The sequence below is a fragment of the Paludisphaera sp. genome, from assembly GCF_037189885.1.
Classification (GTDB): domain Bacteria; phylum Planctomycetota; class Planctomycetia; order Isosphaerales; family Isosphaeraceae; genus Paludisphaera.
Window position 1 is genome coordinate 131263 of record NZ_JBBCIR010000030.1, and the last position, 14333, is coordinate 145595.

A 14333-nucleotide genomic window follows, 5' to 3' on the forward strand; every position below is an offset into this window, starting at 1 on the left:
CCGGGATGCCCGACAACTCACCAGGACTACATTTCGAGATCGACTCCTGGGTGGTCTTCCAACTGGGCGAGCAGCTTGTAACCGACGTGGTCCAGGCACTCGTCGAACTGGTGAAGAACTGCTACGACGCAGATGCGACGTATGCCAAGGTTACAATCGACACAAAGGGAGAGCCAGGCGAAGGGTTCTATTACACGGACGCCAAAGGCTACCTGATGATCGAAGATAACGGTACGGGGATGACCCGCGACCGAATTCGGGACGGGTGGCTATACATCTCGAGCTCTCACAAGCGGGGCTTTAAGACCGAGAGGCGGCTCACTGCAAAGGGACGCACCCCGCTGGGCGACAAGGGGCTCGGGAGGCTTTGCACTCAACGGCTCGGCACGAATGTTGAGATTCTCACCCGTCCAGACGGAGCCGGCTCAGAAGAGACCGGCTATCGGGTTTCATTCAGTTGGGCAGATTTTGCTACTGGGCGTAGTTTGAATGAGATTGGCATTCATTTCAACCCGATCGAACGGCCCGAAAAAGGGACGCTGCTTCTTGTATCAGGCCTGAAGGACTCGGATCAGTGGACGACTAAAGAATCTCTAGAGAATCTCCAATCAGGGCTTTCGCGACTGATTTCCCCTTTCCAATTGGTCCGAGACTTCTTCGTGACGGTGTCGGTGGATGGTGTGCCGCTTCAACTTGCTGACATCTCCGAAGATGTACGCAGCGCGGCGACACTAAGATACTCCTTTGAGTCGGACGGCACAACCTTCCGAATCTCCGGAAAAGCCAGGCTTGATTTCATACGGCCCGCACCTTCAAACACACTGGAGCAAGAAGCTTTCAATCGACTGATTGAGAGGGACAAAGGAGCGTCTTTCGTAGGTTACTTGCTCAACGACAAGCGGGCAAAAGATATGGGGTTCAAGAAGGGTAAGTCCCCATGGCTCGTCGAATATCAAATCAATAAGAAACTGGAGGAAATGCCCGGCCTTCCAAGGATCCAAGGAGTTCTCGCGGACCCCGGGCCGTTCCGAGGTGAAGTCGATAGCTTTGATCTCGGAGAGGATGCACCGAGACCGACTGACATCTTTAGTCGCGCAAGAGAATTTCGAGAATACATCAATAGTATTCACGGGATCCGTGTTTATCGTGATGGATTCGGCGTTCGAGTCGGGGAAGACTGGCTCGGCCTGGGGAGGCAGTGGACTGGTGGCCGGTCATGGTACGGCTTGAAGCCAGCCAACACAATTGGCTTCGTCGCCATTACCGGTCATGACAACCCGAAGCTGCTCGAGACGACAAACCGAGAGGGATTCACGGACACTCCGCATTACAGGGTGTTCTACTCATTAATGCAGGAGTTTGTGAAATTCTCTGGTGATGCACAAAACCTGATTCGTCGCAGCTGGAACGAATTCCGGCATGAAAGAAAGGGGGGTGAGCAAGCGGGGGCACCAATATCTGCCGAGGAACTTGCCACGCAGATGCACGCCAGGCTGGCGGCTGCTACGGCTGGAACAGATCGTTTAAGGGCGGTCGGCAGTACGCTGCAATCAGCGCTCACTCATTGCGTCGAGACCATCAAAGACGCCAATGAGGACAAGGCGGACGCGCCGCAAGAGGTTCAGGATGCCCTGAGAGAGGTCGAGTCGGTAGTAGGGGTATTTCAGAGCGTTCGCGAGGAAGTCGAGCGCGGCGCGGCGGAAGTAGAGCGCATCCGCCAGCTCGGCGAGCAAGTCACCGGCCGGATGGAAAGCTTACGGACGCAACTAGCCGACATGTACGAGACAGTTGGGCTTGGCCTTACAGCGGAGGCGCTCTCTCACGAGATTGCTGAGATCGCGAATGGCCTCGCCCAACGGACTCAAACGATCAGACAAAAAATCGACAAGGGGCAGGTTCACCCAACTAGTCGAATGCTGACCTCCTACCTCACCCACGTCACTACAGCTGTCGGCGCCTTGCGGAAACAGCTTCAGCACCTAGCACCGTCACTCAAGTACGTCCGGCATCAAAGAGAAGAGATTGAGTTGTCTAGCTTTCTCCGGGACATGGAGGACTATCACCGTCCACGGCTTGATGCGGCAGGCATCCGTATGGAGATCAAAGGCGAAGGGTTCATGGTCAAAATCAACCGTGGGCGACTTACGCAAGTCTTCGACAACATCGTTTTGAATAGTGAATACTGGCTCAAACAAGAGATCGCGGCAAAACGACTTACCTCTGGCGTCATCACGGTCACAACCGACAAGCCATTCCTTAAGATCGCGGACAACGGACGGGGGATTGACCCCTCCGTCGAGGCTTCATTGTTCGAGCCGTTCGTCACAGCTAAGCCGCTGGGGCAAGGGCGGGGGCTCGGCATGTTCATTTCGACACAGTTGCTGGAAGGCGAGGGTTGTAGGATCGGGCTGGCGCCTGACCGCAACAGCCACGGTAGGCTCTACGTTTTCGAAATCGACCTAAGCGGTGTCATCGATGCCTAACAACGACGCCCAACCCGATCAGCAGCACGTCAATCACACCCAAGCTCCTGATTCTGCCACGGCAGGAGATGCGGCCGGAGAGGGGCCGCCTCTTGGTGATGGCGAGCGGACCCTCGGCGAATATGTTGCCGCCCTCACGAAGCTGCTATCAGACGCTGGAGTGAAGCGAATCATCTGGGTAGACGATGACTTCGCCTATCACAGCGGCCAAGTCGTTCCGGAGGAGTACTTCTCCGTCCTGGAAGATGCCGACTGTAGGGCGCTTCCGGGCCTGACCTCCGTGCCGGAAGGGCTCCCAGAGGACGTCCGCCTCGATCGGCTCCGCGCGACCTGGAGGAGTCTGACTGCCGACGAGCGGCTTTCGCTTCATGCTGAACTTAGGAAGCTTACCGCCGATCGAGACATTGAGCTTCCGTTTGCGGTTCGTCTGGCCCAACACCTTTCATCGATCCCGGAGTGTGAGGTTGAGACGATCTCGCTGAAGCAATGGCGCGAGACCCACAAGGACTTAGTTGGCACGCGGTTCGACGGAAAGTTTACTCTGCTTCTGATCGACCAGGACTATACCAAGGAAAGTGGCCCGGAAGAGGGCGGAACCGAGATCCTGAAGGCTCTCCAGTCGGGGATACCGGATGAGGAAGCGAGGGCGCTACGTTGTGCATTGCTTACCCAGAAGCCCTCGATAAGTGAGGAGCACCACACCTGGAACAGATTCGCCTCACAGCACGGCCTGAATCGGTCTCGGTTTATGCTCATCTCGAAGGAGCGGCTCAGCGAGGATTGTTTCGGTGGGTTGATCCTGATGCTTCGGCTGACTCTCCTGAATCCTCAGTGCGAGTCTCTACGTACCGAAGCAGAGACTGTCTATCAGGCTGCCCTGGATCACGCCAGGCAGCAGATTGCCGGGATCACAATCTACGACATGGAGCAGATCGTATTTGCGTCCTCACGTCGCGAAGGCGTCTGGGAGCCGGACACGCTCTTCCGCATCCTCGGCATGTATCTGCGGCGTGAAGCTCGCAAGTTGGCTCAGACTAACACGAATCTGCGAAACCTGTCGGATTCTATCAGGCAACTCGCCGGGGCTAATCTCCTCGATCCTTCGCCAAAACAGGAAGGGACTAAAGCGCTGGAGATTCGGCAGATCGAGCTCTATGAAGATCCGGGGTACTTAAATAAGCACTGCACGCCGATCGATCTGGGCGACATTTTTGAAATAGTTCCGGGCCCCGGCGCACCTGCGAAGCATTACATCCTGATCGCCCAGCCGTGCGACATGATGGTTCGTTTCGAAGATCCAGCTGGGGAGCGCAAACGCGGGATTTCAGACGGCATGATGCTCGAGGTCATCAGCGAGACCGCCAATTCAGGTGGGCCTTCCGCTGCTTGCCAATTCAAATACGATCCCGGACTCATGGCTCGTCTTGACTACTATCATCCCAGCGGCGCGCACGCCTATGTAGATTTCGCAACCGCCCGCCCAGTCAACCTGGCCATACTTGACCTTTGCGTCATGCGCGAGGACGGCAAGGCCGAGCTGGCCGCGTTCGACAGAACGATCCCAGACGGGTTGATCCCTAGCTGGAGGCTCCATCATTACAATCTTAGGGTCAAACTTCGGGGTGCAGGGGATCGATGGCACGAAATCACACAAGCTTGTTCCGGTGTGGACAAACAGCATAAGCCGAAGTTGAACAATGCGATCAAGGCATCCGAGTTCGGGGCGGTGTTCGGCCCCAACCTCTGGATTCCGTTCACGCCGACTCGTAAGGGTAAGGACACCCACATCAGCTTCAACTGTCGCCGCATCCGTCGATTGAATCAGCCCTGGTCAGGAGCACTCCTCACCCTATACACCCAGTATCTCAGCCGCGCCGCTTTCGAGCACGATTACGGAAGCATCGGTTTTGACACGTCATATACACAATCACCCGCCTCTCCGGGTGACGCATGAGTACCGTAATTATGCCATCAGGCGCTATGCATGTGATTGTTGTTGTTATCGAAAATCTTTAATCCTCGCTTCGCTTTACTGGTGGACGTTAGCCGTTCGAGATAGGTCGATCGATGCTAGGCGACGCCATGTTGGAACGCTTCGACGACCTCAGCATCTGGAAGCAGGGCGACCAGCGCGCCCCGCACAAGCCGCTGCTCATCCTATACGCCCTCGGCCGATGGCAGGCGGGCCAGAAGGAGGTCACGTTCCGGCAGGTTGAGCCAGACCTCACCGCCCTGCTGCGCGAGTTCGGCCCGCCCCGGAAGTCCGACCATCCGGAGCAGCCGTTCTGGCGGCTACAGCGAGACGGCGTCTGGACGGTTCATGCCCCACCTGGCCTCGCCCTCAAGACCGGCGACGACATCCCCCGCATCGGCGAGCTGCGGTCTCACGACGTCCGGGCCGAGTTTGCGCCAGACGTTCAGGCTGCCCTCTCTTCGGACCCGAGCCTCGCCGCGTCCATCGCCAGCCGAATCCTCGAGCGGCACTTTCCTGAGTCGCTTCATCCGGACATCCTGAACGCGGTCGGGCTGACGCTGGAAACCGTTTCTTCGAAGCGGAAACGAGACCCGGCCTTCCGCCAGCGGGTGCTCAAGGCCTACGAGTACCGCTGCGCCGTCTGCGGGTTCGACGTCCGGCTTGGCACTGTGTCCATCGCGCTGGATGCTGCCCACATCCGCTGGCATCAGGCGGGCGGGCCGGAGTCCGAGGATAACGGCCTCGCCCTCTGCGTTCTGCATCACAAGACGTTCGATCTGGGGGCATTCACCATTCGGGAGGGGGTGTTGCTCGTTTCCGACCAGGCCAACGGCACGGCTGGGTTCCAGGAGGCGCTACTGGCCTACCACGGCAAGCCGATCCGGGATGCCCAGCATCCCCACTGGCGGCCGGATCCCAAGCATCTGGAGTGGCACGGCCGTGAAGTTTTCAAGGGCGGGGCAAGGCACCGAGAGTAAACTGATCGCGAAATTTACCCTGACAGGAGAGACCGCAGTGAATCGGATAGACATCAGTGAGTTTCTTGTGCACTTTACAAAGGGAGACGATGCTGCCAATAATTTTCAAGCGATATTAAATGGAGCAAAGCTTCTTGGTGGAACCGGTTACATCAAGGGCAGGCATCGCTGCGTTTGTTTCACCGAAGCCCCCTTGCACGCCCTCCAGGCTATCACCCTGAATCCGACACAGCACAAATAAAAGTATTCGCCATTTGGAATTATCGTCAGAAAAAGTTGGTTGTTTGAACAGGGCGGTCGTCCTGTAATCTATCAGCCAGACAGCGAATATGCTAATTTGCCTGAGACCATTGGATGGAGGCATGTCACTTACAATCCTTGTGGGACACCCCCAGTCGATTTCACATGGGAGCGGGAGTGGCGTTTGCATGCCGATGAGTTGGTGATCACGCCTAGGGAAGCTTGGCTTGTCGTCCCCTCTGTCGACGCTCTGCGAGAGGTTTCTCAAAGCCATACGGAAGCCAAGCACATCCCGCTTGAATTACTGGATCATCTGGAAGACATCTACGTGCTGGACGCGTCCTTTAATGGCAGGATTTGGACCACCATTCTCCTCAGCAATCCGCCCGAGGGATGGAGCGGCGTCGATGTCGATCTCGATTGAGGCGATTTGATATCTGGCTCACCTTCTCGTCGTCCGACTTTGTCTACCGGCAATCCCCCGCCAGTCGGTACCCCGCTGCCTCGGCCTCGGCCGCCGTGGCGAAGGTAACCCGGTTCTTCTCGCTCATCGAGGCCGCACCCCGGCAGTTCGGGGCGTGGTACAGGTGGCTGCGGCGGTTCCCCACCACCCCCGCCGAGACGGGTACCCCCTCGCCCTTCCGCCAGTCCGATGGGGGGACGGCGCCGGGCTGAGCCCACAGGCCGCGCTTCGCTGCCTTGGCCTCGCCCTCCAGTGACGCGAACTCCCGGTCAGCCGGGGCGTAGTTCCGGTACCACCAAGCGTAGCCATTCCCGACCAGTTCACGGTTCAGCGACCGACCATTCGGCAGGATGACCTCGGCCACGGTGCGGCCGTAGCGATCCCGGTCAACCTCCCGCACGGTCACCTGCTGGCCGAAGGCCATCTCGGACGCCGCCTGCTTCGCCCGGCTGCCGAAGTCCTGTTCGGCCTCCGGTACATCGACGCCATGGAGGCAGACCTTAACCTCTTGGACGTTCTCGGCTTCCTCACGCTGCCCGACCGATTTGACCCTCATCGCAAGGGTACTGCCTTTAGAGGAACGGTCAGCCTGCCCGCACGGCGGGACGGCATGTTCCGCACGAGGAGGACCCCGATGGCCCACGAACTCTGCACCGTAAACGGCCGCACCGCGATGATGTACGTCGGCGAGGTCCCCTGGCACGGCCTGGGACGTCACCTCGACGCTCCCGCCACCGCCCGGGAGACCATCGCCGCCGCCGGGTTGGACTACGACGTCAGACTGGTCGGCCTGACGACCATGGACGGCATCCCCGTCACGACCAGGAAGGCGGTCGTCCGAGCCGACACCAACGACGTCCTGGGGGTGGTGGGCAACTCCTACGTCCCCGTCCAGAACGCCCAGGCCTTCGGATTCCTGGACGCCGTCGCCGCCGACGGCGGCATCCGCTATCACACGGCGGGGGCCCTCCGCGGGGGAGAGCGGATCTGGCTCCTCGGCAAGCTGCCGGGGCAGATCCGGGTCAAGGGCTCGGATGACGTGACCGACAAGTTCATCCTCCTCTCGAATTCCCACGACGGTTCATCGGCCCTCCGGGTCTTCTTCACCCCGATCCGGGTCGTCTGCGCCAACACGCTGGCCATGGCCGACCGGAGCGGCAAGGGCGAAGGCATCTCGATTCGGCATCAGGGCGACCTCCCCGCCAAGGTCCGCGAAGCCCGGGAAGTCCTCGGACTGGCCCGCCGCTACTACGACGACCTGGAGATCCGGATCGACTTCCTGGCCGGCCATCACCCCTCGGCCGCCCAACTGGGCCGCTACTTCCAGGCCCTCTATCCCGACCCCGAGGACGGCAATGCCAGCCGCGCCCGCAACGTCCGCGACACCCTCCACGGCCTGTTCGAGGGGGGCAAGGGCCAGGAGATCCCGGCCATCCGACACAGCAGTTGGGCCGCGTTCAACGCTGTCACCGAGTTCGTGGACCATCTTCGATCGACCCGGGGCCGTTCCGAACAGGAACGGGGCGGCAACCGCCTGGAGTCCGCCTGGTTCGGCTCGGGCAACAGACTGAAGCAGCACGCCTTCCGCCTGGCCCTCGACATGGCCGCCAATAACTGAGCCGCTCCCGCAACCCCGCCCGTCCCCGTCGGCGTGCCGAGCCATCGGCGTGCGGCGGCGTCGGGCGGGGTACTTCGTTTGGTGAGATCACGCTCGAATCACTTAAACGACAGAGGACCCAAGCATGCTGAAGGCCAACGTCGGGCTCTCCCGGAAGGTCTCGGAGAACTTCGGCTCCGACGGCTTCTCCGTGAACCTGGAGGGGGAGATCTTCGCCACCCCGGATGATCCCGAGGCCGTGATCGAAAGGATCAAGGAATTGTTCGACCTCGCCGACGAGGCCCTGAGCCAGCAGGTCGACCGCCACCGGTCCGACTCCGCCATCGCCTCCCGGGATTCCGACCACCCATCCGGCAAGAACGGCCATTCCAACGGCCTTCCCGCCCCCGAGGCGGTCGGCCGCCCCTCCCGCAACGGCTGTCGGGACGAGCAGCCCCAGAACGGTGAACCCGCCACCAACAAGCAGGTGCAGTTCCTCGCGACGCTGGCCAGGCGTCGGAAGATCTCCGGGCCGAAGCTCGAGGCCTTCATCGAGGAAGCCGTCGGGAGACGCTCCACGCCCTACGACTTGACCAAGAAGGAGGCCGGGGCGGTCATCAACGCCCTCAACCCCGGGGAGTCCGGGGACGATCGGGCACGACGATGAAACGGAGCATCGAATCCGACTTCCCGCACCGGGGATGGGCGACGGCCCCGTCCCCGTTTTGCTTTGGAGGACCTATGATGACCGTCGTCGCCAGGCCGCACTGGTCGTACTCGTCGGTGAGCCAATATTTGAAGTGCCCGCTCCAGTACTACTTCGAAAGGGTGGCGAAGTTGCCCCGGAAGGGGGTGACCGACGCCCAGGCCCTCGGATCGGCCGTACATTCGGCCCTGGCGGCCTATCACCGCGAGCTCCAGTCCGGAGGGCCCACCCCGGCGGAGGCCGTCCGCCACGCCTACCTCGATTCATGGGACGGCCAGGTCGGTGACGGCCGGGTCGTCGCCTCGGGGGGCAAGCCCCTCGGAGCCAGTCGCGACCGCGGCATGGCCCTCGTGGATGTCTATCTGGAACAACCGCCCCCTCGAACCATCGTCGCGGTGGAGAGCCCGATGATGGCCCCCATCGCCGACTCCCGCGGGGACTACCTGGAAAAGCCGGTGTTGGTCGTCGCCGACCTGGTCACCCGCCGTGAGGACGGTTCGCTCCTGATCACCGAGATCAAGACCTCGGGCCGGGCCTACTCGGAATCCGAGGCGGCCACGTCGCTCCAGCCGACGTTCTACGGGAACGCCCTCCACGAGTCGGCCGGGGAGGAGCCGGCCGTCGAATTCGCGGTCCTGGTGAAGACGAAGGTCCCCAGGCTCCAGAGGATCGAGGCCGTCCGGACGACGAGCGACTACCGGAGGCTCGGCGACCTAATCAAGGTCGTGGAACGGGCCGTCGACGCCGAGATCTTCTACCCCGTGGAATCGCCCCTGAATTGCTCGGGCTGCCCGTTCCATCGCCCCTGCCGGGAATGGACCGGCCGATCGACCCGTGATGAGACGATCCACCCCCGCCACGAGGAGATCGCCCGATGCTGACGGAGATCCTCGGCAAGGGCGGTGCCCTCTGCAAGGAGGCCAGGTCGGGGCGGATCCGCTGCCCGCTCATCATCAGGCCGACGTCCGAGGACGCCGTCACCGGGCAGATCGTGCAGACGCTCCGGGTCCTGAACAGCCGGTGGTGGCTGCCGGACCTGCTCAACACCGCCCTGGGCACCCGCCGGTTCCGCCGACAGTTCCATCGGGACCTCTCCATCGAGCCCTGGGTGAACATGCCCCCGTACCCCCGGGAGCTCCTCCCCTGGACCGAGGGCTCGACGCAGGTGGATATCGTCATAACCTACGAGAACCCTCCGACGACCGTCTTCATCGAAGCCAAGTACGGCAGCGACGTCGCCAGGACCACGACGAATGGCGACGGCGCGCATGGCTACCCCGCGGACCAGATCCTCAGGAACATCCGCGTGGGGCTGCTGGCCTGCGGCTACTTCGACCGAGGTGGTTCCCTGTTCGAGTCGCCGCCCAGGCAATTCGTGCAGATCCTGCTCGCCCCGAAAGGGGGGCACCCCCTGATCGGCCGCTACCGCGACCCGGACCACCTCAGGCGTTCCATCCCGCACGCGGACCGGCTCGCCGACCTGCCGAGGTCCCCGTTCGTCGGGGAGCTTTCATTCGGCGACATCATGAAGTGCGTCCAGGGAAGGGCCGCCTTCCTCACCCGCGCGGAACGCCAGGCGGCGGAAGACCTCCGTCGTTACCTCGAATTCAAGCTGAGTCGGGCCCCGAGGGGATCGGGCGTCGATCGTCATCCCATCGAGGACGCTCAATGTTCCTGAGGGGGCGGCCGTTCGTTCGGGGCCATCGAACCGGCTTCCTCGGGGAATCCGGTCAGCCACTGTCCCTCAAGCTGGCAGAACCCTTGGATACGATCGCTCTCGCGAATCCGGAGACCGGCGGGCACGGTCGGCCGAAGGTCCGGGTATGGAGCCCGGGGGCCTTCGTGAAGGTCTCGATCGGGAGGTCATACCGCGGATGGCGAAGAAGGGTTCGGATGCCGACCGGCGGCTCCGTCAGTGCGAGCGGATCGGGCGGGCCCTCCGCCTCCTGGGCCTGATCCAGTCCCCGGGCGGCGGTTGGAACGCCCAATCCCTCGCCAAGGAGCTCGGCTGCAGCGAACGGACCGTCTACCGGGATCTCCAGACCCTTGAACTCGCCGGCGTGCCCTACTACTGGGACGATCAAGCCGGCTCCTACCGCGTCCGGCCTGGCTACAAGGCGCCTCAAATACCCTCCAGGCCGGGGAAGAATCCGAGCCCGGAAGCCCTTGTGGATTTCTCTCTACAAGCCGCCGGCAGGTTGATGGCGGAGGCGGAGCAGATGATCGACGCCTTGGGACGGCTGAAGCAAGCCCTCCACGCGAGCGACATGTCCGGTCAGGGTCCGAAGTAGCTCGACGACGATGGCGTCCCGGGCCGGGAAAATCCGATTGCCGACTGACCCTCAAGCTGTCAGAGGCAAGGTTGAGAATTAGGGGCTCGCGAAGGAGCGACCCCCATGACGATGAGCGCCAGCCGCTACAGCGTAGCTCGCCAGAGGGCCTGGGCGGCGAGCCGCGGAATCCCGTTCAACGACCAGGGCCGCGTCGAGCACCTCGACCAGAACCTCTTCGAGCCCCTCGGGGAGGAAGCCGCCGCCGAGTTCATGGCCGGCGACGGCCACGAGCTGCACGGCCCCGGCGGAGGGCCGGGGCACATGTATTCCCTCCGGTCGTCGTCCGCCGCCGCCGTCAACGTCTTCCACTACTGGAAGCGGACCGGCCGGATCTCGACCATCGCCAGGGCCTGTCGAATCCAATCTCCCCGTGCGAGCAGCCTGCGTTTCGAGGTGCGTCACCCGATCGACGACATCCTGGAGGCGGCGGGCGCCATTCCCCCCAACCTCGACGTCGAGATCGGTTACCAAGGGCGGGGGCGACTCAGGGCGACCGCGTTCGAGTGCAAGCTGACGGAGCCGTACAGCTCCGGCGAGAGCTATATCAAAACGCCCTACCTCCAGGAGGAGATGGCCCATATCTGGGACGGGCTCCCCCACCTGCTCGAGCTCGCGAGGCGGATTCGACCGATCGGCGGGCCGTTCACTTACTTGAATGCCGCGCAACTCATCAAGCACATCCTCGGCCTCAAGCGGAGCTATGGGAAGGAGGGCTACCGGCTGGTCTACCTCTGGAACAGCGTCCCCGGGACCGAGGCCGTCGAGCACGACGCCGAGATCGCCGGATTCAAGAGGTACACGGACGCCGACGACGTGCAATTCTCTTCATTGACGTATCAGGAATTGATCGCACGAATGTTCAGCGAGAATCGGCGGGGCAACGAGGCTTACGTCGATTACCTGGCGGGTCGCTACCTCTGAGGGCCCGTGGGGGGCGTCGATGAGGTGTTCGTGAGAGTTAAACCGAGTGCTCCCACAGGGGCGTCCGGTCGAGTTCCCGCCACGCGGGATTGGAGATGGCCATGTCTCAGGAAGATCGGGGAGGAAACGACTACCTCAGTCGTGCGGCGACGCCGGGCACGCCCGAGTTCTATCGCGATTCGCAGCTGGCCGACCTGATCGCCAAGAGGGTCGAGGAAGCCAGACGCGAGAGTTCACCGGGCATGACGGACTGCGACCGCGACCGTCAACTGGCGAGGATGATCGCCGAGGAGAACGAACGAATCCGACTCGAGAGCATCCCAGGCACCCCGGAGCACGAGGCGAAGAGGCGAGCCCTCGAGCATCAGGAGGCCTACCTCGGTGAGATGCGAGAGAAGGCGAGGAGGCGGCGGACGCCTGGAACACCGGAGTACGATCGCGAGGCGAAGCCGGCCCGACTCCGCGGCGATGGCGTCTACTACGGCCCCCCCCGGGGCTGAGACAGAGGCTCGCCGCGGCGGCCATTCTTTTTAGCGTGATATGGCTCGTCTTCGGTGGCTTACCATGGTTGATCACCTCGGACGGGGTCGTAGCCGCCTATTCGAGAGTGGTGGTCCTGGCCATCGTCCTGATCCTGATCGTTCTCGGGGGCTTTTCTTCCTGGGACGGATGGAGGAAGCCCGGAACCGGGCTCGGTGAGGGCGGCCGACCGACCCCTTTCGGGCCGAGCTTCTCAAGACCCAGGGAGCACATGGTCCCCAACTCATCGAAGGCGGGGCTGGCCGGCCCGATGATTCCACAATGAATTTCGATTCCAGGTCGATGGGCGGTGGACGACGGGGGATGTTCCTCGGCCCGGAGATCGATAATGCCAAGGCGTATTTGGAACTTGACGGAAGTCACGATGGTCGCGGAGCGGTATGGACGCGAAGGCCCCAAGCAACTCGCCGCCGTCCTTGGGCGGAGCGAGGACTCGGTGACGGGGCTGGCGAGGAGGTTCGGGCTCAGGTCGTCGCACCGCCGCGACAGGCAGGCCCAAGCGCGGACCCTGCGAAACACGACCGTCGACGCCCGGTTCTTCGAGACTCCCTCGCCGAACGTGGCCTACGTGCTGGGCGTCCTCTTCTGCTGGGGGGCGATCAAGACGAACACTCGGCACGTCCTCAGGCTCCGGTGTCCGATCGACAGGGAGTCCGTCCTCGTCTCCGTGCTGGCGATGATGGGCTCCGATCACGCCCGCCAGCGGGGCAGGCGCCGCATCCTCGTGGAAGTGGGGAACAGTCGCCTGGTGGCCTCCCTGGTCGGCGGGCACGGCAAGCCGCCCGACCGCGCCGAACCCGACCCGCCGGTCCCAACCATCGTGTCGAGGTACATCACGGATTTCGCCCGGGGCCACCTGCAAGCGGGGGGCGAGGTCGATCAACGAGAGGTCGTCTGGTCGGGCTCCCCCAAGTCCGTCCAGGCCATTCGGGACGCCGTCGAGGACGCAACGGGCGTCACCCCCGCGGTGGAGAAGTCCGTCGGCGTGAAGCGGCTCGTCGCCTACCGAGGCCCCTTGCAGATCATGTCCATCGGGCGGTGGCTCTCGGCGAACGGGAACGGCGGATGAGCGACGCGGCGGAATGGCGTTCTGGTGGAAGACGTCCGAGAAGGCCGGGCGTGGAGGGATCCCCAGAAACGCGTCTTCCGACGACGGTGGGCCACGAACGCCCCGACCTTTGCCGTACAGCCCTCATGAATCGGGTAACACGATCATGCCGGAGGGGTGTTCGTCCCCCCGGCGGGAGGACTCGATGCCAGGCCGACTTTACGCGGTAGGCGACGTCCACGGTTGTTCCGTCGCCCTGAAGACGCTCATCGACGCCATCGACCCCCGGGCCGACGACGTCGTCGTCGTCCTGGGCGACGTGATCGATTACAGTCCGGACAGCCGGGGCGTCGTCCAGCAACTCATCGACCTGTCGCGACGCTGCCGTCTCGTCCTCGTCCGCGGCAACCATGAGGAGTATCTTTTCGCCGCCCTCGAGTCCGAATCGGAATTGCGAAGCTGGCTGAACTTCGGCGGGGAGGAGACGCTCAAGTCCTATCCCTACCGGGGCGGGGACGAGTTCATCGACCGCGAGCACGTCCGCTTCCTCAAGGCCGAGGCCCGCGACTTCCATGAGACGGACGAAGCCATTTTCGTCCACGCGTCGTGCGACCCGGACATGCCGATGGACCGGCAGTCGAACACGACGCTCCAATGGAAGTTCATCGATCCGCGGGAAGCGAGGCCGCATCGCTCCGGGAAGACCGTCGTGTGCGGGCACACCCCTCAGGTGAATGGCGAGATCCTCGACCTCGGGTTCCTGGTCTGCCTCGATACCGACTGCAGTCGGGGAGGGTGGCTGACGGGCCTGGATTTCGGCGGCGGCGAGGTCTTCCAAGCTAATGAGCGAGGCGAGGCACGGCGTGGGGCTTGGCGAGCACGATGTACTGGCCAGGAGCTGCCAAGGCTGTAGCTCGGTGCAAGGTTTGGGTGGACCCCCACAGTAAATAGAGAGATACTGTGCATGAATGAGCCAAGATGGCCGTCCACCCGCCGTGCTAGAATGCATGGGGTTGGAAGGCTCTGTGCAATGTCGTCCGCCTGGGCTTG

General features: G+C 62.5%; 14 protein-coding genes. 13 read left to right on the forward strand and 1 reads right to left on the reverse strand.

All coding sequences use genetic code 11. The annotated features are described in order from the left end of the window. Positions 1-5: 5 nt before the first annotated feature. From WG209_RS11075 to WG209_RS11090, 4 genes are all read left to right on the forward strand, one after another. Positions 6-2483, forward strand: coding sequence for an ATP-binding protein (locus WG209_RS11075; RefSeq protein WP_337175102.1), 2478 nt, complete (start codon positions 6-8; stop codon positions 2481-2483). Further along, the gene (locus WG209_RS11080; protein WP_337175103.1) at positions 2476-4437 is read left to right on the forward strand and encodes a hypothetical protein; all 1962 of its coding nucleotides are present in this window, start codon (positions 2476-2478) and stop codon (positions 4435-4437) included. Before WG209_RS11075 ends, WG209_RS11080 begins: the two co-directional genes overlap by 8 nt. A 128-nt stretch (positions 4438-4565) precedes the next feature. Then, on the forward strand, positions 4566-5435 hold the full coding sequence (locus tag WG209_RS11085) for an HNH endonuclease (RefSeq protein ID WP_337175104.1): 870 nt from the start codon (positions 4566-4568) through the stop codon (positions 5433-5435). A 424-nt stretch (positions 5436-5859) separates the two neighbouring features. Further along, on the forward strand, positions 5860-6099 hold the full coding sequence (locus WG209_RS11090) for a hypothetical protein (protein WP_337175105.1): 240 nt from the start codon (positions 5860-5862) through the stop codon (positions 6097-6099). Between the two features lie 43 nt (positions 6100-6142). On the opposite strand, the gene WG209_RS11095 is transcribed toward WG209_RS11090, so the two are convergent. Next, positions 6143-6694 (reverse strand): thermonuclease family protein, encoded by a 552-nt coding sequence (locus WG209_RS11095; RefSeq protein ID WP_337175106.1) that lies wholly within the window; start codon positions 6692-6694, stop codon positions 6143-6145. Positions 6695-6772: 78 nt separating this feature from the next. Here WG209_RS11095 and WG209_RS11100 point away from each other — a divergent pair, with 78 nt between their 5' ends. From WG209_RS11100 to WG209_RS11140, 9 genes are all read left to right on the forward strand, one after another. Beyond that, positions 6773-7756, forward strand: a complete 984-nt coding sequence (locus WG209_RS11100) for a DUF932 domain-containing protein (RefSeq protein ID WP_337175107.1) — start codon at positions 6773-6775, stop codon at positions 7754-7756. A gap of 124 nt (positions 7757-7880) precedes the next feature. Further along, positions 7881-8402, forward strand: a complete 522-nt coding sequence (locus WG209_RS11105) for a hypothetical protein (protein ID WP_337175108.1) — start codon at positions 7881-7883, stop codon at positions 8400-8402. A 74-nt stretch (positions 8403-8476) separates the two neighbouring features. Further along, the gene (locus tag WG209_RS11110; RefSeq protein ID WP_337175109.1) at positions 8477-9322 is read left to right on the forward strand and encodes a PD-(D/E)XK nuclease family protein; all 846 of its coding nucleotides are present in this window, start codon (positions 8477-8479) and stop codon (positions 9320-9322) included. Then, complete coding sequence (locus WG209_RS11115) at positions 9316-10119, forward strand: hypothetical protein (RefSeq protein ID WP_337175110.1); 804 nt, start codon at positions 9316-9318, stop codon at positions 10117-10119. Before WG209_RS11110 ends, WG209_RS11115 begins: the two co-directional genes overlap by 7 nt. Before the next feature lie 196 nt (positions 10120-10315). Beyond that, positions 10316-10732 carry an HTH domain-containing protein gene (locus WG209_RS11120; RefSeq protein ID WP_337175111.1) on the forward strand — a complete coding sequence of 139 codons (417 nt, stop codon included), beginning with the start codon at positions 10316-10318 and terminating at the stop codon, positions 10730-10732. Between the two features lie 105 nt (positions 10733-10837). After that, positions 10838-11695 carry a hypothetical protein gene (locus tag WG209_RS11125; RefSeq protein WP_337175112.1) on the forward strand — a complete coding sequence of 286 codons (858 nt, stop codon included), beginning with the start codon at positions 10838-10840 and terminating at the stop codon, positions 11693-11695. Between the two features lie 101 nt (positions 11696-11796). Beyond that, a complete protein-coding gene (locus tag WG209_RS11130) occupies positions 11797-12195 on the forward strand; it encodes a hypothetical protein (protein WP_337175113.1) in 399 nt (132 codons plus the stop codon). 368 nt (positions 12196-12563) lie between these two features. Further along, positions 12564-13304 (forward strand): hypothetical protein, encoded by a 741-nt coding sequence (locus WG209_RS11135; protein ID WP_337175114.1) that lies wholly within the window; start codon positions 12564-12566, stop codon positions 13302-13304. Between the two features lie 184 nt (positions 13305-13488). Continuing rightward, a complete protein-coding gene (locus tag WG209_RS11140; protein WP_337175115.1) occupies positions 13489-14196 on the forward strand; it encodes a metallophosphoesterase in 708 nt (235 codons plus the stop codon). Positions 14197-14333: the final 137 nt, after the last annotated feature.